Here is an 18,585-nt window from a genome sequence, read left to right as displayed (position 1 = left end):
TCTTTGATGGGGATGAACTCAGGGTTCAAATTACTGCCCAGCGTGGCCTACCTGCGGGTTCAGAGGCAGGCGTTCATAGGCTATTCTATGCCCTTGGCCGGCTGGATAGGTGAGTATCTGGTGAACTATCGGAAGCTTCCAAGGCCGAACTTCCTCGGAAGGGCCATGGGCAAGCTGGGCTTTCACCTCGCCGGCGAGGAGCGCGATGATAGGTACATAACTCAGTTCTTCACGAAGGGGAGCGTTTCAATAAGCGCGAGCTGGGACGTTGACAAGGAGAGCCTCTTCCTTCAGGTGATTCCCCTCCGCTCAAGGCTCTCCCGCGGCCTGACGGTTAGGGCCGAGAGAATCGAGTTCTACGACCAGTACGTGGTGAGCATAGAGCCAACCGGCAAGCTCCCCCCTGGAATTAGGGGCATCGGAATAAACGCCCTTATTCTTGAGGACTTCTATCCTGTGGAGACTCCCTACTGGGGGATGCTCCACGAGGACTGGGAGGCCGAGCTGAACCTGCTCGTCATGAAGGACGAGGTTTACGAGGGGCTGAGCCGTGAGGAGTACCGCTGTCCCGTCTGCTTCTCACCGCTAAGTGAGGAGAACGGAGTTTTGAAGTGCACCACGTGCGGCTTTACCTACGCTCCAGAGACGGACTTCGAGAGGGTCATGGAAGAGTTCAGCGTGGAGGAGTTTGCTTTCTAGAAACTTTGCCTAGCAAAGTTTCATCAAAGTTTGCGATTCCTCCCAAAAAGCCAACTGAGAAAAGGCTTGCAATCTCAACAGGCATTTTCAAGCAGGAATTCACGATTCAAAGCCCCTCGAAAACGCGGGTTTGACTCTAAAAACGCTCCAACGGAGCGCGGGGAAGTAAACCCACTTTAATAAGGCATTTTCAAAGGAATTCTTCACTAAAAACCGCACACTCAAAAAGGCAAACCTCTCAAAAGAGCACTTCACAAAAGAATCACCAACTTGGTCAAACTTCGCCTTCGTGAAGTTTCTGGGGGTGTGGGGGCATTAACCCCTAGCAACCTTTGCTTGCGCAAAGCTTGACCAAAAGCATGTAACTCCTCATAAAGAACGCCCCATACAGACTGATTTTATACGTCAAATGTCTATTTTCAGGCGAGAACGCTCTGAAAAAGTCTATTGAAATGGGGTTTATTCTCTCTTGACGCCCAAGAGGCGTTGATTTTAAAGTTAAACCCTCAATTAGGAAACAACTAGGAAAGTTCTCACTTCCAAGACAGCCACTCAAAGAAAAAAATCACCTGGAATCAGCCTTTCAAAAGGAGCTACCAACTTTGATGAAACTTTTGCTTGGCAAAAGTTTCTATGGTAGCCCCGCCGGGATTCGAACCCGGGTCGCGGGATCCAAAGTCCCGCATGCTTGGCCGCTACACCACGGGGCTGCCCGATAGAAAAGCCGAGTCCGAGCTTATAAATCTTAAGCCTCCCCGGGCTTAAAAGTTAGAAAAGGCTCAGAGAATCAGCGACACTAGATCCCTTATCGCCTTCTCCGGGTCTTTGGCCTTGGTTACACCGCTTGCGAGGAGGACTCCGACGCTTCCGAGCTCAAGGGCCTTCTTGACGTCCTCACCTGTGCTTATTCCCGCGCCCGTGAGAACCTTGACGTCCGGATTGACCCTCTTAACCAGCTCGACGGTGTCGGTGATAACTTCGGGCTTGGCCTTGCTGACGGGAATGCCGGTGCCTATGAGCTCAGGCGGTTCAACGGCAACGTAGTCCGGCCCGAGTGCTGCCACCGCCGCTGAAACTGCCGGATTGTTGGAGCAGACCATCGTCATCAGCCCAACTTCCTCAGCACGCCTTATGCTGGCCTCCAAATCCGCTAAAATCATCCTGTTCTCGGAGTGGTTGAGGAGCGTTCCAACGGCTCCAGCCTCCTTCACGGCCTCCGGCAGAACGTGGCCGGTGTGGCTTCCCGGCGTTATCGGGTCGATGTGCTGGGCGAAGACCGGGATCTCGACCTCCTGGACTATCCTGTAGAGGTCGGCCAGCTGTGGCGCAACAACTATGGTTATGCCCGTCTCTCTCCAGACCTTCTCCGCGGCCTTGGCTATCCTCAGGGCCCCTTCACCCGTGGCCTGGGCGTAGGTTTTGAAGTTAATCGCTATAATCGGCTCCTTCAGTTTCTCCATAGGTATCACCGTAGGTGTTACGTTTTTGTCCCTTAAACGCCTTTCCCTCCGGGGTTTCGTTTCCACTGGAGAGCGGCCTTCCGAATGGGTCTATCAGGCCGGCCCTTATGAGTGATGAGCTGATTTTGGGTCCGAGGGAGCTCCTCACGAGGCCTATGGTGACTATCTTGAGGGGTCTTAGACCCTTCTCTTCCCTTGCCCTGTTCACAATGAGCGCGCCCTTGTAGGTCTCCTCGCTCACGACTATGGCTTCTAAGCTCTTCATATCGTCTGCGAAGCCGATGGCAGTGTGTATCTTAATCACACGGTAGTTGGAGTAGCCGTTTACCTCGAAGAACTTGATTAAATCCTTGAGCCGTAGCTCGTACGGGAGGATTTTATCCGCGTACGGCTTCTCACGTATCATCTCGTCGGAGGTGAGGCCGATGTAGACGTACTTCCCAACCTCGAAGGCCTTCCTCAGCAGGGCTTTATGGCCGAGGTGGAGTCTGTCGAAGGTTCCGCCGACGACCACTTTTCGGTATTTTCTCCCCATGGGGGAAAACTTAGGCGGAGGAACCAATAAGCTTTTTTATCGCCGGTGGAAGATTCCCGTGGAGGTGATTGAATGAGGCGATTCGTGGCGCTCATACTCATCGTTCTTCTCCTCACTCCGCTCGCCGGTGAGGTCGGGGCCGCAGGCAACGCCCAGCCTCTCTTCAAGATAGACATGACCATCAAGGTTGCTCCAGTTGTCATTGAGAACACCTCGACGTGGCTCGGGACGTTCAAGATGTACGTGGTTCTCACAGATCCGCATTACAGGGCCTACTTCGACTATTTGGCCTCCAACAACACAACCGCAGCCAACGAGGAGTTCAAGAGCTTTGTGAAGGAGCTGGTCTACGACAACATGAAGGACAACCTTGAGAAGAGATACGAAGCGGCCAACGTAAGCAGCACAATATACCTCCCGTCTGGGGGGCCTGTTAAGGTCCTTGACAACTGGTCCGCCGTCGTGACCTTCGCGGTTACGAACTTCCTCGTCAGCGATGGAAAGACGCTCCGGTGTCCCGCTACCGGAAACCTGGACTTCGTGTACAAGGGCCACGTCTTCGACTACACATGGAACAGGCTCACCCTCATCCTCCCGCAGGACTACGAGATAGCCAACCTCGCTCCCGTTCCGGACGACCTGAGCGACAACGTTGCCGTGTGGAACAACGGGGACTTTATCCCCCTGATAGAGCTCTACACCCGCGTATACTCGTACGTTAGGTTCCTAAACGCCACCAGGAAGGAGATATCCCTTCAGTACGACCCCCACGAGGGCTACGTCCAGTTCAACGCGACCTTCACTGGCGCCAACGCGACCCCCGTGATAATCAGCCAGCTCCTCGCGAGCTTCAAGGCCACGATGAACATAATGAGCATCGACACCCGCCAGGAAAACGGCTCCCTGGTGGTTATAGGCATCGCCAGGCCGGAGGTTGCCTACAAGGAGACGTCTTCTGAAAAGATATGGAAGGCGATGGTGAAGCTCCCCGGTGCATTCGACAGCATCTCCGTCGTGGGCGGCAGCTACGTTGTCGCTCCGGACCACACCATCATAATAACTGTAACCGAGAAGAAGTCAACCTACCGGTTCTACGCCTACGGAATCGCGGCTGTCCTCGTTGTGGTGGCCGTCCTCATCGTAGTGAAGAGACGGGGGACCAAGGAAGAAACGGAGACCGAGCCTGAGGAGCCCGGGGAGGAAGAGCCTTCCCCCGAATCTGAGGAGCAGGAGTCCCCTGAGGAAGATGAGGGTGGAGGTGAGTGAATGGACTTCTTCTTTTATCCTTCCAGCGTCGCGGTGTTCGGCTCGTTCAAAAAGGGGGCCATAGCGTACGAAATCCTAAGAAACATCGTCGAGGGCGGCTTCGAGGGAAAGATAATCCCGGTCAACCCGAAGGGTGGAACCGTCGAGGTCGCAGGGAGAACCTTCGAAATCCGTGGGGGGCTTGAGGAACCCGTTGATACCGCCATAATCGCGATTCCGGCAAAGTTCGTGCCGGGGCTCATTGATGATATCGGCCCTCTAATCAAGGGCGCCGTCGTCATAAGCGCCGGCTTCTCGGAGGTTGGGAACGCTGATCTTGAGCGCGAGCTGGTTGAAAAGGCGAGAAAGCACAGCGTCAGAATCATCGGACCGAACTGCGCCGGCATCTTCGGTGTCCACGGGAAGTTCTTCGGCTCCTTTGAGGTTCGCGTTAGGCTCGGAGGGCTGACCCTCATCAGCCAGAGCGGTGCCTTTGGAGGGGCGGCTTTGGCGATGGGCAACGACGAGGGCATCGGCTTTTCGGCCTTCGTTTCCTATGGAAACGCATCCGATTTGAACGAGAGCGACTTTTTGAAGTACTTCGCCGACGACGAGAACACGAAGGCGATAGCGCTCTACATCGAGGGAGTTAAAGATGGCCGGCGGTTTTTGAAGGCGCTCCGCTATGCCACTAAAAGAAAGCCCGTCATAATCCTCAAGGCCGGCAAGAGCGCTGGCGGGGCCAGGGCGGCCGCTTCTCACACCGGCTCGCTCGCGGGGAGCTACGAGATTTACCGCGCGGCCTTCAAGCAGGCCGGCGCCATCGAGGTTGAGGAGATGGAGGAACTCTTCGATGCCGCGAAGGCCTTCGAGATGTATTCCAAAGCCGGAAAGCGCGTGGTGGTCATCACCAACTCTGGCGGCCCGGGCGTTCTCGCAACGGACAAGCTCGAAAGATTGGGCCTTGAGATGGCCAGGCTGAGCGATGAAACCGTCAATGAACTCCGCTCCTTCCTCCCGCCCCAGTGCTCGGTGAAGAACCCGATAGACCTGATAGCGGATGCCGACTACGAGAGGTACAGGAAAACCATCGAGGTCGTTTGCAGGGATGGGAACGTGGATTCCCTCCTCGTCATCTGCGTGCCGCCCATATTCCTGCCCAGCGAGGAGATAGCCCGGGCGGTAATCGAGGCCGACTGCGACAAGCCGGTCATCGTCAACTTCATGGCCGGAGAGCTCGTAAGGGACGGGGTCCAGCTGCTGGAGGGGCATGGGGTCAAGAACTTCCCGACCCCCGAGCGGGCCGCCAAAGCCCTCGCCTGGCTCGCGAGGTGCTGAGCCTCATCTTTTTTATAACATGAAGTCGGATTCATTTTTGGTGATGCCATGAGGCCTTACAGGCTCCTCTATCCGATGAGAACCTATCTGGTGGTGGCCGGCAGGGGTGAGGAAGCAAACGTCATGGCCGCTGACTGGGTCACGATAGTTTCCGCCGAGCCCTTCATGGTCGGCGTGGCGGTGGCACCCGAGAGGTACACCTGGGGGTTGATTAAGAAGCACCGGGAGTTCGTGATAAGCGTCCCGGATCTGGAGATGCTCGATGACGTCTGGATAGTCGGGACGAGGCACGGCCCTTCAAAGCTGAGGGAAACCTCCATAGAACTGGTCCCGTCAAAGGCCATTGAAACCCCGAGCATTGGAAACGCCCTGGCCAACCTTGAGTGCAGGCTGGTGGATGAGAGAACCTACGGGGACCACACCTGGTTCGTCGGAGAGGTCGTGGGCAGTTCTTACAGGAGGGACGCCTTCAGCGGGGACAGTCCCAGGCTCGAGGCCGGCTTCCTCGCCCACGCATCGTGGACCGACTTCGTGACCTTCGAGGAGAAGATTCACCGCCCCAGTGAGTAGCCCGGCAACTTTTTATACACCTTCCCGGAGCGTATCACGATGATAGCCCTAGGCTTGGAAGGTACTGCTCATACACTCGGCATAGGCATCGTTACCGAGAAAGAGGTTCTGGCCAACGTATTCCACACTCTCACGACGGAAAAGGGGGGGATACACCCCAAGGAGGCGGCGGAGCATCACTCTAGACTCCTAAAGCCCCTCCTGAGCAAGGCCCTTGACGAGGCCGGGATAGGCATGGAGGACGTTGACGTTATAGCGTTCTCCCAGGGACCAGGGCTTGGCCCCTGCCTCCGCGTCGTCGCGACAGCCGCAAGGGCGCTTGCGATAAAGTACCGGAAGCCCATAGTCGGCGTTAACCACTGCATCGCCCACGTGGAGATAACCAAGATGTTCGGCGTTAGGGACCCCGTTGGTCTCTACGTCAGCGGTGGCAACACGCAGGTTCTCGCTCTTGAAGGCGGCCGCTACCGCGTCTTCGGCGAGACCCTCGACATAGGCATAGGAAACGCGATAGACACCTTCGCGAGGGAGCTGGGAATAGGCTTTCCAGGTGGGCCGAAGATTGAGAAGCTCGCCCTCAGGGGAGGGCGGTACATAGAGCTTCCCTATGCGGTTAAGGGAATGGATTTGAGCTTCTCGGGGATACTGACGGAGGCGGTTCGGAAGTACCGGACCGGGAAGTACCGCGTGGAGGATCTGGCGTACTCCTTCCAGGAGACTGCCTTTTCGGCACTCGTTGAGGTGACGGAGAGGGCGGTGGCCCACACGGGCAAGGACGAGGTCGTTCTAGTCGGCGGCGTCGCGGCCAACAACCGCCTCCGCGAGATGCTGAAGGCCATGACAGAGGACAGGGGCATAGACTTCTTCGTTCCTCCCTACGACCTCTGCAGGGACAACGGCGCGATGATAGCCTACACCGGCCTGAGAATGTACCTCGGCGGGGTGCGCTTCTCGCTCAACGACACCGTGGTCAAGCAGAAGTTCAGAACCGACGAGGTGGATGTTGTATGGGGCTGATGGTGCCCCCGCTGGTCTTCATCTCGGACGTCATTCTCCTTTTGGTGATAGGCTATGCAGCGTTCTATGCCCTCAGGCGGATCAACCGCTACGAGGAGCCATTGAACCGTTTTCTGGTCGTCACTGCCTTCTCCCTTCTCCTGGCATCCATCGGGCGACTTATGGATGTGGCTGACGACTTCGCTGCCAATCCGGAATCCTTCGCGCCGCTAGAGGGAGCGCTCTACTTCTTCTCGATAGTTGGGGTCGCGTACGGCATCATAAACTACATCCGTAGTGTTGAGCGGAGGATATTTCCCCTTCCGTCCGGAGAAATCCGCGACGGAAACCTTCCTCCTGGAGGCTTTCTGTACCTAGGGGAACGCGATGAGATCTTTGAGTTTCTCGGAAGTTGCGAGGTTCCGGCGCTAGTGGTGACAAGAAGCCCTTGGAAGTACAAAGAGTTCTGCGACCGTGTCCAGGCCCTCTGGATAACCCAGGCTAGTGAAAGCGGCGTCGGCCCCACGAAGCTCCACGTAATCCTGGACAGCGCGGTGAAGTTCCTGCAGAGCGGGGGGAGGCTGGTCGTCATAGACTGCCTTGAGGTTCTGATACTCTACAACGACTTCCACTCCGTGTTCCGGTTCCTCTCGACGCTCAGGGACTACGCGGTGGAGGCCGGCTCGACGGTGCTCCTTATAGTGGATCAGTCAACCGTTGGGGATAGGGAGCTTATGATGCTGAAAAGAGAATTTGCTCCCGTAAAGGACCTGAAGGAGCTCATCAGAACTTCCTCTTGATCTTCATCGTGTACTTTGGGTACACCTCCCTCGTGAACCTCACGAACTTGGCCTTTCTTGGGGAGAGCCTCACTGTTATCTCGGTTCCCGGTTCCAGGTAGGTGTAGAACTGTCCGTCTATGGCGAGGATTATCTCCCTCGTGAGGGCTATGTTCTTGATGTCTATCCTGCTGTACGAGGGCACTATCATTGGCCGCGAGCTGAGGGCTATCGGCGCTATTGGTGCGATAACCATCACATCCAGCCGGGGGTCAACGAAAGGGCCACCGACGCTCATGGCGTAGCCCGTGGAGCCCGTCGGCGTCGAGACTATCAGTCCGTCGGCCCTTATCTCGTCGGCAAGGCCGCCGTCTATGTAGTACTTGAGGTGGATTATCTTGCCGGGGATTCCCGTCAGAACCGCGACCTCGTTCAGAGCGTCGGGAACGATGTTTCTCCCATTCAGGTAGGTCCTGAGCTTTATGCGCTCGTCCAAGTGATAATCCCCTTCAAGGAGCTTACTGAGGGCGAAGAAGGCCTCGTGGGGCTCCACTTCCGTGAGGAATCCCAGGGTGCCCATGTTGATGCCCAGTATCGGTATGTCCTTCTTGGTTCTGTGCTCCACCCTCAGTATCGTTCCATCGCCGCCGATGACGATGATGAAGTCCACGTCGAAGTCCTCGAGCGGGCAGACGTCCTCCTCCTGGAACTCCGGGAGGTGCCTGTGGGTCTCGCTGTCCACGCAGACGTCGTACCCGCTGACCTTTAGGAAATCGTAGACGCGGTATGCGAGCTTGAGTGCGGCCTTCTTGTCCCTTCTGGCAACTATCCCGAACTTCATGTTTCGCTTTCCCCCTTCTCTTCCATTTTCTTCTTCAGGGTTCCCTCATCCGGGGCCGGGAGTGGGAGCTCCTCCTCTGGAATCTCGGCCTCGTAGCCGGCGGTCACGAAGGAGCCTATGACCGTTGGGCCCCAGTAGGATATGAGCCTCTCCAGGAGGACCCCGGTGACCGCGTGTTCAGGGTTTATTCCGAGGGCTATGAAGACCGCTGAGTTAACGGCCTCGATTATTCCGGCCCCTCCGGGCACTATCGCGAACATCCCGACGACCATGGACACTACCAGGACGACGGTTATGTCCATCGGGGCTATCGGGTATTTTATGGCCAGAAAGACGAGGTAGTAGCGGAGTATCGTCAGCCCCCAGTACACGAAGGAGTGGAAGAGCGCCACGGCGGTCGCCATCTTGTCCTGTGAGAGAATTCTGAAGTCCGACTGGAGCCTCGGGATGGTGACCTCTGCAATGTTCCGGAAGGAGGCCTTGCGTTTCTCGGCCCTTCTCGTGGATATCCTGTGGTAGAGCCTGTAGATCCACCAGACTGCCCCGGGGGCCTTGGTCTCGCTCATGAGGAGCCATATCACGAGGGCGGAGAAGGCTATGAGAACCGCATCGAGGACTATTATGAGGATTGTAAGGCCGGTCTCGCCGAGTCGGTAGACGTGGAAGGTCGCGGCGACCATCATCACGGCGATGGGAACGAGGTCAAGAATCCTGTCCATCATAACGCTCGCCGTCATCGGGCCGTAGGGGCTCTTCACTCTCTTCGCGAGGTAGTAAACCCTTATGAACTCGCCCAGCCCCTTGGCGCCGGGACTGATGTTGTTGAAGAACATACCGACGAATATGGCCGAGAAAACCGCCCTGAATGGGGCCTTTATCCCGAGCCCCTTGAGGAGAACCTTCCAGCGCAGCGCCCAGGCAACGAGTGTGAGAACGTAAACGAGGATGGCGAGGAGGAAGTACTCAATGTCCGAATCCCGGAGGATTTCGGCTATTCCCTGGGCTCCCGCCCAGTTGATGAGGGCGCCTATGACTATGAGCGCTCCGATGAAAAAAACTGCTTTTTTCCAGTCCATGATGTACACCGTCAAACCCGTTATTGGGGTTCATCGTTTATATCCTTGTCGTCCTCCGCTTCCAGCCTCTTTTTGTCCTGGCTCACCTTGATGCCGAAGTGTGTCATTATGCCTGCCCCTATCGCCGTCGGCGCCCAGTAGGATATCAGCCTCTCCAGCAGCGTCGCGGTCACCGCTATCTCCTTGTTTATCCCCAGGAGAACGTAAACTGCCGAGTTTATGGCCTCTATTATTCCCGCTCCGCCCGGGATTATCATGAACATCCCGACGACGATGCCTATCATCTGGACGACCATGACGTCGAGGAGCTTTATCGGGCTGTTTATGCTGATGAAAATGAAGTAGGAGCGGAGCAGAACGAGGAACCAGAAGGCGAATGAGTAAATCAGCGACAGCGTGAAGGCCACCTTGTGCCTCATCAGGAGCTTGAAGTTCTCCTGGAACTGGGGAACGCTAACCTCGACGGCATGGACGAACTTCTCCTCGTACTTGGCGGCCTTCTTGGGCATTATCCTCCCGAAGAGGCGATAGAACCAGTAGAGAATGCCCTTGGTCTTCTTCTCGCTCAGGAGTATTCCAACGGTGGCGAGGGTTATTATGGCGAAGAAGATATCCAGGAGGAGGAGTGTCAGCGTGAGCGAGAACGAACCGAGGTTGTAGACGTAGACCGTCGAGAGGAGGAGCATGACTACGACCGGGATGACGTCCATTATCCTGTCCATCATTATCGTGGCAAAAACGTGGCCGTAGGGTTGCTTCGTGTGTTTCGAGATGTAGTACATCCTAACAGGCTCGCCGCCGCCCCTGGCGCCGGGGGTCACGTTGTTTATGAAGACTCCGACGAAGAGACCGGCCACTATGGTCCTGAAGGGTGCCTCTATGCCGAGGCTCTTTAGCAGGACGCGCCAGCGCAGCGCCCACATGATGACGGCCGCGACGTAGGCCAGAATTGCCAGCACGAAGTACTCCAGTCTCGCGCCCTTCAGTATCTCGATGACGTCCTCTAATCCTGCCCACCAGACTAGGAAGATTATTATGAGCAGGCCGAGGCCCAGGAGGGAGTACTTCTTCCAGTCCATGCCTACACCTTCCTGAACCTGGCTATGAAGAAGCCCTGGGTCAGGTGCCTGTTCGGATAGAACCTCTGAACCTCATCTATGCCCATACCGCTCGAACCTATAAAGATGCTCTGCTCTTCGAGCTTTAAACCTTTGCCGAGAATGTACTTCACGTTGGCCTCGTTCTCTTCATAACTCAGCGTGCAGGTCGAGTAGACGAGAACGCCGCCCCTCCTGAGAGATTTTATGGCGGCGTTGATGAAGTGCCTCTGGTAGCGCGCGGTGGCTTCTATGTCCTTCGGCGTCCTGCTCTCCCAGAGCTTCGGCCGTATACCCAGAGCCGTGCACGGTGCGTCGAGGAGTATCTTGTCCGCCTCGATTCCCAACTCCGGGAGCTTCCGTGAGTCCATGTGGATGGGCTTGACGGTCTTCACGCCGAGCCTCTTCAGTTCCTCCTCCATCTTTTTCAGCCTGTTCTTGGACTTGTCCATCGCTATTATCTCGCCCCTGTTCTGCATCAGCTGGGCTATGTGGCTCGTCTTTCCGCCGGGGGCGGCTGCCATGTCCACTATCAGCTCCTCCTCGCTCGGCTCCAGAACGTGGGCGACCACCATGGACGGCAGGCTCTGGGCGTAGAAGAGGCCCTCCTTGAAGGACTCCAGCTCGCTCAGACTGGGGAGCTTGAACTTCGGCAGGGTGACCTCAACAGCTAAACCCCGTGTGGATATTATCATCTCCTTGGCGCTCATTCTGGCGACGCCTATTCCAACCAGAAGCCCCCTCGGGTCGCGTATCTCCACCTCGTCGCCGGGCTTGATTTTTTTGTCCGCCTGGAGAACGCCGGGAGCGTAGAGCATCGCACCCTGGTAGACGCTCTCGCTCGCGAACTTGTTGGCGCGGACGACCGGTAGACCGGGCTCGTAGTCATCGGGGAAGTTCGGGCCCTCGCGCTCGAAGTATATGCCCTCCTTCAGGTAGGGGCTTCGCTTCGGCTTGAGGCCCTCCCTTCTGAGTATCGCCATGAGCTTTCCCCTGCTCGTCTTCAGCGTGTTCACGCGGATGTAGTACTTCTCCACCGGCGTTCTGAGCGAGGACATGATCTCCTCAGCCTCGCCCCCGAAGAGCCTCCGGTAGTACTCCCTCAGCTCCTCGGGGAAAGCCTCGGCGTACATGGGGACACCTCAGAGATCGAAGATTTCGAAGCGCTTGCCGGTCTCTATGAGTCTCATGAGCCCTCGCTTCAGCGCCTCGACGCTGCCGAAGTTCGCCTCGAACTGGAAGAGCTTCTCATCGCTGGCTTCAATCTTCTCGAGTATCTCCCTCGGGGAGACCCTTCCGTCGCGCCTCCAGTTGTATACATCGCTGAGAAAGTCCTGGGCGCCGTATATGAAGCTCCTCGGAAAGAGCTCGATGAACAGGCCGACGAAGTTCTCGTTTATCCTCTCCTTCGGAACCGCAACCACGAAGTAGTAGCTCTCCGGCGTCGCGCCAACCTCAATCTGGGGCTTTATCTCGAAGGCCGGGTGGGGGTACTTCATTAGCCTCCACTCGCCGTCCAGGAAGATGTAGGCACCGAAGGCCTCCTCAACGTCCTCTACCCTGAAGCCCTCCTTCGGGAGCTCGAGCTTAAGCTCCTCGTTGAGGGTGAACATGCTCTCCCACATCTCGTTGAGGAACTTGTGAATCTCTCTCACGTTCATTTCTCTCACCAGAAATGGAAAAGATGGGGGCCTTAAAAACCTTCATCCGGAGAGGAGGCTCTCCAGCATGTCGTTGATGCCGCCCATGATGTCGGTCTGCACGGTCTCCTCGTAGCTTGCCAGCTTGATGCTGTACTCCCTGCCGAGGACGGTGATGTCCAGGTATATGTCCGCCCTGACCTTGCTGACCTCACCGTTCTTTACGTGGGTGGCCCAGACCTCTGGGAGGGCGTCCTCCTCTATGAAGGTCTCTACGTCCAGCGTAGCGTAGCCCTTGGGCGGGAGAACCACGGTCTCGACGGTTTTTCCGTAGCCGATTTTCACGTCGTTGGCGTACATGTCGAAGCTCACGTTCCCTATCGGAATCCTGTAGGAGTTGGGGTTGTAGAACTTCATGTGGGCTATTAGGACTGCCTTCCCGTCCTGCTCACCGGCCCAGTCGAAGGTTGTCTCGACCAGTGCGGGGCTCTTGACGAGTCCACCCGCGAGTTCCTTGCTGTCTGCGGTGAAGTTGAGGTACGCGAGGATGTCCTCGCTGATGACCTGCTTTATGTCGGCGTTGATTGGGATAACCTTGAGGAGGCTCCCCTTGAGTTTGAGCTCGACATCGCCGGTCTGGCCGTTGTCCAGGTAGGCCACGAGGGAGCGCACCAGATTTCCGTTGTCTATGACTATCGCCATGTTTACGTCGGTTCTCGTTGCCCCGTAGTCGAACCTCGCGACCCTGGCAACGGGTATCCCCATGAAGCTCAGGCTCAGGTTCTCTATCTCAGCAGGAACGAGCAGTGGCTTGCTGAGCTTTGCCTCGACCCATATTTCGGTCGTCTTCTCGTCCACGTAGCCCCAGGTGGCGTGGACCGTGGGATGGGCCGTCACTGCGGCGTAGACCACGTATCCAATCCAGACGATGAGTATCAGCACGACCCCGAGTATCACCAGCTTCCAGTTCATTCTTTTCACCATAATGTTTCATTCTTCGAAATGCGTTTAAAGGTTTCCAACGTCCGCTGGGGTCATCCCGACCTCTTCCTGTATGTGTAGACCACCGCTATGACGACCAGGGCGCCGATGACTATCGCGAGGTTCCTGAGGTTAGTCCTCGTCTTCGTGTTCTTCTCCACCGTAACGGTCACGGTTCTCTCGAAGACGTAGACGTTGTCGTCACCCTGAGTTGGATCGCCCACGGCCCTTATGCGAAGCTGGATGTTGTAGTCCTTTGGAATAGCGTTTCCGTCTATCCTCAGGACGATCACGCCCTCGCCGGTTGCCCCAGGGGCGAGATCTCCGACGTAGTCGGTTCTCTTGTCCAGCGTGAATGGCTGGTCGGCCTTCACGACTCCCTCGATGAGCACGCTGGTGGCCTTCTCACCGCCTGTGTTCTTCAGCTTGACGTAGACGTTGACCGTCTCCCCCTGGAGCGGTTCCGGGTCGAAGCGCACGCTGACGACCTCGATGTTGGGCTTGGAGCCGATTATAATCGGGACCTTGAGGGTTATGTTCTTCGCCATGCCGAGGTCGTTGGTGTAGGTCACGAGCAGGGGTATCTCGTAGGTTCCCGAACTGGCGTTCTCGGCGACGTTTATCTTGAAGGATGACTGGGCGGAGTCGCCTTTTCCCAGGCTTCCCAGACCGATGACCTGCTCGCTGCTCTCGCTGAGCGAGAAGGGCCACTGCGGCATGGGTTTGACTATTATCGTCCTTGCAGTCCCGGTTCCGACGTTGTCCACCTGGAAGTCGACCTCGACGTTGTCCGTCCCGGGGATTATCTTGCCGGGCGACGTTGAGACCTTTGAGAGTATCAGCTGGGCCCTTCCGGTCACGTCTATTCCGACCAGCCTCTCGTCGGTTATCTCCTTCTCGTTCGGCTCCGTCAGGTACTTCAGCTCTATCCTGAGCGGGTATATGCCGTTCTCCAGCCTGTCGTTGGCCTTGATTCTGAACTCGAGGGTGACCCTCCCCCCCGGCTGAAGTTGGGCTACATATTTCACGTTGTCCTCCCCGATGGGCAGGAAGGCCTCTATGTTCTGCTTGGCGAGCTGGGCCATTATCTGATTGAGCGCATCTTGGAGGCTTCCGGTAAGCTGCTCGCTTCCCTGGATTGGGAGCTGCGAGAGCGCCGAGAGGTCGACGTTCTTTATCTCGCCCTGGACCGGCACCTTATAGGAGCTTATCTTAAGGCTGAGGGCCTTAACGGGCTCCGCCCCGGTGTTCTCAAGGGTAAAGCGCACGGTGAAGGTGTCCCCGGGGCTTATCTCCATGGGTTCGGTCTCGACCTTGGTTATCTCGATGAAAGCTTCTCTGGGCTTCTTGACTGTGAGCGCCACGAAGTTGTAGCTCTGCACCATGCGCATGTTCGCCCCCAGGCCGGTGAAATAGATGACCCCCACGTAGAGCGGGTACGTTCCAACGTCGGCGTTGGGGTTTATCTTTATCCTGAAGGTCATCGTTGCATTCTCCTTGCCCTCGAGGTACTCGATGTACTGCACGGCGCTTCCCTCAGGATAGAAGACGCTCTGCGACACCCCGCTCTGGCTGAGGGCCATCGAGACCGCGCTCGCTATTGAGGAGCTGTCGTTGAAGCTCATTGGCGTGGGCGTGACGAAGACGTTGATGTAGCGCACCTTCAGGGCGCCCTCGTTCCTCAGATGGACCTTGATCGTGACAGTATCACCTGGCTGAACCGTGCTCGGCATCTCAACGCTCGAGATTATCATTCCAGGGGCGGTCGCTGCCCTCCACTCGGGGGGCCCACTCATGCTTATCCTGACCCCGTTCGGATAGACCTCGTTGACCGTCACGTAGACCGTTCGGTTGTCAACGTTGACCTCTACCGTCTCCCCCTCCCTGACGGGGGTTACCTTGGGGTACATTATCTCCATCAGGATGTCTTCCTTGCTTATCCCAAGTTCGGGGTGCTCCTCTATTGTCTTCACGACAGCCTCCCCTATCTCCTTCGGGGATGCCGAGTTGAGCCACTGGTAGAATCCGTAGGCCGTTGAGATCAGACAGGCGTTAAACTCGGCAGTGTTGTTCACGTACTGCTCGCACTGTGTCACGTCGTAGCCCTGGGTTTCGGCCATAGCCAGGAGGAACTCCGGATCGAGGAGAAGCCTTCTTATCTTCTGCGGATCGGGCACGAGTATCGTCTTGTACTCAGCGTTGAGTATCCTTCCATCCTTCATTATCATGAGGAAGGCGTAGTAGTCACCGCTCCCGTAGTCCTTCTGGGTGTCCGTGAGGGTCACTATCAGCGGGCCGACGAGAATCGCCTCACCCTTGCTCAGGTAGCCCTCGAAGAGGGGACTTCCGGTTGATGCGCTCACGCCCCCGGATAGCATTGCGGTGATGAGCATCAGTCCGAGGATCAGTCCAATCTTTTTCATTCCCTACCACCTCCGATGTTCCTTCCATAAAAGACCTGCAGCAGCGCAGGGGTTACGAGGTAAGCGGCAAACATGGATGCGAATATTCCAAAGGCGAGTGTCGTTCCAAAGTCGTGTATGGTCGGCAGCTCACCGGCGAGCAAAGCTAGAAAGCCGCCGGCCGTTGTCAGGGCGCCGGCCAGTATGCCCGGCCCGACGCTCTCAACCGACGTGACTATCGGCCTGGGGTTGCCCTCGTTCATCTCTTCGAGGAAGCGGTGGGTGAGGTGCATGCCGTAGTCAACGCCCAGGCCGACTATCATTGAGATGACTCCGGCCAGACTCTGAGTGAACGGTATCCCGGCCCAGCCCATAAATCCAACCGTCCAGAGGGCGCCTAGGAACATCGGTGTTATCATCGCCATCGAAACCTTGGGCCGCCTGAAGAGGAGGAGCACTATCAACACCACGAAAACGGTTCCGTACATCGAGATGCGGTTTATCTCGACCTTCGTGAGCTGGTCGAGGACGTAGTTCAGGTATATGTCCCCCGTGAGAGAGAGCCTCGTGCCCGGTGGAAACTCGGTATCCTGCGCCCTCACGGTTTCCTCCTCGAAATAGCGCATTATCCTCCTGAAGTCGTCCATGCTCTCTCCCCCGAAGTCCCCCTTGAACTTGACGATGGTCATCGAGTAGTCGCTGGAGACCATGCTGACGCCCTGGTAGTCACCGAGCGCCTCCTTTATCTTCCCCTCCTCGTTTGGGATGTACCCGTACTCGCGATGCACGACGTCGGCGATGCTCTCCGAGTCGAAGACGCCGTTGTAGTATGAGTCCGCTTTTACCTGATTCTCAAAGCGGTAGATGCCCCTGACGATGGCGGGGTTCCTGACGTCGTTGGCCTTGACCAGGACGTACAGCTCGTCCTGGCCGCCGAAGTCACTCCTGATGTCCATGAGGGCCTCTATCTCCGGCATTCCCTTGGGGACGAACTTCTCGAGTCTGACCTCAGTGGTTACCTGGGTTATCCCGTAGCCGAAGAAGAGGGTTATCAGGAACACCGCCGCGAGAAATGCAACCGGCTTTTTCCTGATGGTCTCTCCGAGGTTATGGAATACCTTCCCCACGAGGCCGGAGTGCGAGCGAACCTCCGGAACCACGTAGTGTCCCTTCAGTTTCTTCATGATGTCCTCTTCGAGGATTATGACGGCGGGGGTTATCACGACGGCGTTGAGTGCGGCTAAACTTAAACCGAGAATCAGCGCGGTGGCCAGGTGGTGGAGCATCGGAAGGCTGGAAAGGTACATCGCGGCGAAGCCCGCTATGGTGGTAAGCGCCGCACCGAGGAGGGCTTTTCCGGTCTCTGCGACCGCTTCCTCGGCCGCTTCTTCTATGCTCCTTCCCTTGCCGCGCTCCTCGTAATAGCGGTTGGTTACGTGGATTCCGTAGTCTATTCCCATTCCAATGAGCATCGCGCCTATTGTGGTCGTGGCCAGATCGAGGGGGATGTTCATCAGCCCCATGAAGCCGAGCGTCATCGTGACACCGAAGATGAGTGGGATGAGCGGAATGACGGCCTTGACGGGAGAGCGGTAGAAGTACAGGAGCAGGGCTATGACGAGGATGAAGGAGATGGCCATCGTCTTGTTGAGGTCGCTCTGGAGGAGTTCCAGTATGCGGTAGGTTATGCCGATGTTCCCCGTCTGGATGACTTCAACGTTTTTCGGGAACTTGACGTCGTTTATGTCCTCCTCTATGCCCTTGTAGGCCCTCACCAGGGTCTCCGTTTTCTTCTCCCTGCTTATCGTCACGGCTATTATTGTCGTCGTGTAGTCCCTGCTGACGAGCTGGTACCTCTCCTCCGGCGGGAGCATGTCGAGGACGAACTTTGCCTCCTCCTCTGTCTTTGGAAGCCTTCCGAGAACCTGCATGTAGATGTCGGCGATGCTCATGGTGTCCGTTACGTACTCCCTTTGCCGGAGCCTCTGCTCGAGCTCGTAAACGGCCTCTATGACCTTCGGGTCGCGGATGTCGTAGACGCCGCCGGGTTCTATCGAGTCCACCTTGACGACTATCAGCGTGCTGTCGCCGCTCTGAAACTCGTTCTGGAGGGTCGTGTAGTCGGTTATGGCAGGATGGTTCTCGGGCAGCATGGTTCTGAGGTCGCTCTCAAAGCGGAGGTTCTGGATGCCGTATATCGAAACGACTAGCAGAAATATGGCGATTAGCGCAAAGGCCACCCTGTACCTCACGATGACTCTCGCGGCGCCCCTCAGCAGTTTCATGCTTTCTCCCCCAACTTTCGGAAACTTCCGAAAGTTTTAAATATGCGAAACCTTAAAAACCTTTTGTCAGTTGATTGGTATACTCCGTTTCGGCGATGGTATAAATCGAGGTGTTGGTCATGGGTGTGGATGAGGCTAAGAGGATAATCATGGATCATTTTGCAGGGGCCGCGAGAAGGTTCGGTTTCAACGAGCTTTACGGTTACATATACGGGGTTCTCTTTCTGGCTAGGGAACCGATGAGCCTGGGTGAGATCGCCGAGGCGACTGGATATTCCCTCTCCCACGTGAGCACCGCCCTCAAGTTCATGGAGCGCATAGGGCTCGTTGTGAGGATCAAAAAGCCCGGCGACAAGAAGGCCTACTTCCGCGCCACCAAGCTTCTGAGGGAATGGCGCCAGGCCGCCTACTACGGGAAGATAATGGAGGACATACAGCAGACAAGGGCCAACCTCGAGAGGGCTTTGAAGGAGCTCGAAGGCGAAGAAGGCGAGGAGGCGGAGTCAATACGTGAGAGCATCACGTTAGTGATGAGGAGGAACGCGCTCGCCGAGAGGATTATTAGGTTCCTCATCGAGCACGAGGACGAGGAGGTCTTGGAGAGGCTGCTCAACTGCCTCGAATCCGGTGAAAATCGCTAG

The 18,585-nt window shown here is 56.7% G+C and carries 16 protein-coding genes, 1 tRNA gene and 1 pseudogene; 7 read left to right on the top strand and 11 right to left on the bottom strand.

Features of this window, described 5'->3' with window-relative positions; genetic code table 11:
• The first annotated feature begins 12 nt into the window (after nt 1–12).
• Entirely contained in the window at nt 13–699 is a 687-nt protein-coding gene (locus A3L10_RS08525; RefSeq protein ID WP_088867208.1) for a hypothetical protein, read from the top strand.
• A 634-nt stretch (nt 700–1,333) separates the two neighbouring features.
• On the opposite strand, the gene A3L10_RS08520 is transcribed toward A3L10_RS08525, so the two are convergent.
• The 3 genes and pseudogenes from A3L10_RS08520 to coaD form a co-directional block, all read right to left on the bottom strand.
• Nucleotides 1,334–1,409: transfer RNA gene (locus tag A3L10_RS08520), tRNA-Gln, on the bottom strand.
• Between the two features lie 69 nt (nt 1,410–1,478).
• Nucleotides 1,479–2,159 carry a triose-phosphate isomerase gene (tpiA, locus tag A3L10_RS08515; protein WP_088867207.1) on the bottom strand — a complete coding sequence of 227 codons (681 nt, stop codon included), beginning with the start codon at nt 2,157–2,159 and terminating at the stop codon, nt 1,479–1,481.
• A 70-nt stretch (nt 2,160–2,229) separates the two neighbouring features.
• Nucleotides 2,230–2,694: pseudogene (coaD, locus tag A3L10_RS08510) on the bottom strand (phosphopantetheine adenylyltransferase); the annotation flags it as partial.
• A 72-nt stretch (nt 2,695–2,766) separates the two neighbouring features.
• Between coaD and A3L10_RS08505 the strand changes: the two are divergent.
• Genes A3L10_RS08505 through A3L10_RS08485 form a run of 5 tightly spaced genes read left to right on the top strand, consistent with a single transcriptional unit; the run spans nt 2,767 to nt 7,643 of the window.
• Complete coding sequence (locus A3L10_RS08505; protein ID WP_088867205.1) at nt 2,767–3,960, top strand: hypothetical protein; 1,194 nt, start codon at nt 2,767–2,769, stop codon at nt 3,958–3,960.
• Nucleotides 3,961–5,277, top strand: a complete 1,317-nt coding sequence (locus A3L10_RS08500; RefSeq protein WP_088867204.1) for an acetate--CoA ligase family protein — start codon at nt 3,961–3,963, stop codon at nt 5,275–5,277.
• Nucleotides 5,278–5,325: 48 nt separating this feature from the next.
• Nucleotides 5,326–5,847 (top strand): flavin reductase family protein, encoded by a 522-nt coding sequence (locus A3L10_RS08495; protein WP_088867203.1) that lies wholly within the window; start codon nt 5,326–5,328, stop codon nt 5,845–5,847.
• 39 nt (nt 5,848–5,886) lie between these two features.
• Nucleotides 5,887–6,864, top strand: a complete 978-nt coding sequence (locus A3L10_RS08490; RefSeq protein ID WP_088867202.1) for a bifunctional N(6)-L-threonylcarbamoyladenine synthase/serine/threonine protein kinase — start codon at nt 5,887–5,889, stop codon at nt 6,862–6,864.
• Nucleotides 6,855–7,643 (top strand): DUF835 domain-containing protein, encoded by a 789-nt coding sequence (locus A3L10_RS08485; protein WP_088867201.1) that lies wholly within the window; start codon nt 6,855–6,857, stop codon nt 7,641–7,643. Before A3L10_RS08490 ends, A3L10_RS08485 begins: the two co-directional genes overlap by 10 nt.
• Here A3L10_RS08485 and A3L10_RS08480 read toward each other — a convergent pair.
• The 8 genes from A3L10_RS08480 to A3L10_RS08445 are packed head-to-tail and all read right to left on the bottom strand — an operon-like array spanning nt 7,627 to nt 17,944.
• Nucleotides 7,627–8,463, bottom strand: coding sequence for an NAD(+) kinase (locus tag A3L10_RS08480; RefSeq protein ID WP_088867200.1), 837 nt, complete (start codon nt 8,461–8,463; stop codon nt 7,627–7,629). The genes A3L10_RS08485 and A3L10_RS08480 overlap by 17 nt on opposite strands.
• Complete coding sequence (locus A3L10_RS08475) at nt 8,460–9,539, bottom strand: lysylphosphatidylglycerol synthase transmembrane domain-containing protein (RefSeq protein WP_088867199.1); 1,080 nt, start codon at nt 9,537–9,539, stop codon at nt 8,460–8,462. The genes A3L10_RS08480 and A3L10_RS08475 overlap by 4 nt, the downstream gene beginning before the upstream one ends.
• A gap of 20 nt (nt 9,540–9,559) precedes the next feature.
• Nucleotides 9,560–10,618: a lysylphosphatidylglycerol synthase transmembrane domain-containing protein gene (locus tag A3L10_RS08470; RefSeq protein ID WP_088867198.1), complete on the bottom strand. Its 1,059-nt coding sequence runs from the start codon at nt 10,616–10,618 to the stop codon at nt 9,560–9,562.
• A gap of 2 nt (nt 10,619–10,620) precedes the next feature.
• Nucleotides 10,621–11,769 (bottom strand): RsmB/NOP family class I SAM-dependent RNA methyltransferase, encoded by a 1,149-nt coding sequence (locus A3L10_RS08465; RefSeq protein ID WP_088867197.1) that lies wholly within the window; start codon nt 11,767–11,769, stop codon nt 10,621–10,623.
• Nucleotides 11,770–11,778: 9 nt separating this feature from the next.
• The gene (locus A3L10_RS08460; RefSeq protein ID WP_088867196.1) at nt 11,779–12,297 is read right to left on the bottom strand and encodes a DUF3201 domain-containing protein; all 519 of its coding nucleotides are present in this window, start codon (nt 12,295–12,297) and stop codon (nt 11,779–11,781) included.
• A 42-nt stretch (nt 12,298–12,339) separates the two neighbouring features.
• Entirely contained in the window at nt 12,340–13,260 is a 921-nt protein-coding gene (locus tag A3L10_RS08455; RefSeq protein WP_232460967.1) for an LEA type 2 family protein, read from the bottom strand.
• Between the two features lie 50 nt (nt 13,261–13,310).
• Nucleotides 13,311–15,680, bottom strand: coding sequence for a COG1361 S-layer family protein (locus tag A3L10_RS08450; protein ID WP_088867194.1), 2,370 nt, complete (start codon nt 15,678–15,680; stop codon nt 13,311–13,313).
• Nucleotides 15,677–17,944 carry a hydrophobe/amphiphile efflux-3 (HAE3) family transporter gene (locus tag A3L10_RS08445; RefSeq protein ID WP_198362069.1) on the bottom strand — a complete coding sequence of 756 codons (2,268 nt, stop codon included), beginning with the start codon at nt 17,942–17,944 and terminating at the stop codon, nt 15,677–15,679. The genes A3L10_RS08450 and A3L10_RS08445 overlap by 4 nt, the downstream gene beginning before the upstream one ends.
• A 119-nt stretch (nt 17,945–18,063) precedes the next feature.
• Between A3L10_RS08445 and A3L10_RS08440 the strand changes: the two genes are divergently transcribed.
• On the top strand, nt 18,064–18,585 hold the full coding sequence (locus A3L10_RS08440) for a GbsR/MarR family transcriptional regulator (protein WP_088867193.1): 522 nt from the start codon (nt 18,064–18,066) through the stop codon (nt 18,583–18,585).

This window comes from Thermococcus radiotolerans (genome assembly GCF_002214565.1).
GTDB classification, from domain to species: domain Archaea; phylum Methanobacteriota_B; class Thermococci; order Thermococcales; family Thermococcaceae; genus Thermococcus; species Thermococcus radiotolerans.
The sequence above is the reverse complement of the archived record's forward strand: the minus strand, read 5'-3'. Positions and strand labels throughout refer to the sequence as shown.

Excerpts from the sequence above, each read along its gene's own strand:
- A3L10_RS08525 (WP_088867208.1), top strand. The coding sequence starts at position 13 with ATGAACTCAGGGTTCAAATTACTGCCCAGCGTGGCCTACCTGCGGGTT.
- tpiA (WP_088867207.1), bottom strand. The coding sequence starts at position 2,159 with ATGGAGAAACTGAAGGAGCCGATTATAGCGATTAACTTCAAAACCTAC.
- A3L10_RS08505 (WP_088867205.1), top strand. The coding sequence starts at position 2,767 with ATGAGGCGATTCGTGGCGCTCATACTCATCGTTCTTCTCCTCACTCCG.
- A3L10_RS08500 (WP_088867204.1), top strand. The coding sequence starts at position 3,961 with ATGGACTTCTTCTTTTATCCTTCCAGCGTCGCGGTGTTCGGCTCGTTC.
- A3L10_RS08495 (WP_088867203.1), top strand. The coding sequence starts at position 5,326 with ATGAGGCCTTACAGGCTCCTCTATCCGATGAGAACCTATCTGGTGGTG.
- A3L10_RS08490 (WP_088867202.1), top strand. The coding sequence starts at position 5,887 with ATGATAGCCCTAGGCTTGGAAGGTACTGCTCATACACTCGGCATAGGC.
- A3L10_RS08485 (WP_088867201.1), top strand. The coding sequence starts at position 6,855 with ATGGGGCTGATGGTGCCCCCGCTGGTCTTCATCTCGGACGTCATTCTC.
- A3L10_RS08480 (WP_088867200.1), bottom strand. The coding sequence starts at position 8,463 with ATGAAGTTCGGGATAGTTGCCAGAAGGGACAAGAAGGCCGCACTCAAG.
- A3L10_RS08475 (WP_088867199.1), bottom strand. The coding sequence starts at position 9,539 with ATGGACTGGAAAAAAGCAGTTTTTTTCATCGGAGCGCTCATAGTCATA.
- A3L10_RS08470 (WP_088867198.1), bottom strand. The coding sequence starts at position 10,618 with ATGGACTGGAAGAAGTACTCCCTCCTGGGCCTCGGCCTGCTCATAATA.
- A3L10_RS08465 (WP_088867197.1), bottom strand. The coding sequence starts at position 11,769 with ATGTACGCCGAGGCTTTCCCCGAGGAGCTGAGGGAGTACTACCGGAGG.
- A3L10_RS08460 (WP_088867196.1), bottom strand. The coding sequence starts at position 12,297 with ATGAACGTGAGAGAGATTCACAAGTTCCTCAACGAGATGTGGGAGAGC.
- A3L10_RS08455 (WP_232460967.1), bottom strand. The coding sequence starts at position 13,260 with ATGGTGAAAAGAATGAACTGGAAGCTGGTGATACTCGGGGTCGTGCTG.
- A3L10_RS08450 (WP_088867194.1), bottom strand. The coding sequence starts at position 15,680 with ATGAAAAAGATTGGACTGATCCTCGGACTGATGCTCATCACCGCAATG.
- A3L10_RS08445 (WP_198362069.1), bottom strand. The coding sequence starts at position 17,944 with ATGAAACTGCTGAGGGGCGCCGCGAGAGTCATCGTGAGGTACAGGGTG.
- A3L10_RS08440 (WP_088867193.1), top strand. The coding sequence starts at position 18,064 with ATGGGTGTGGATGAGGCTAAGAGGATAATCATGGATCATTTTGCAGGG.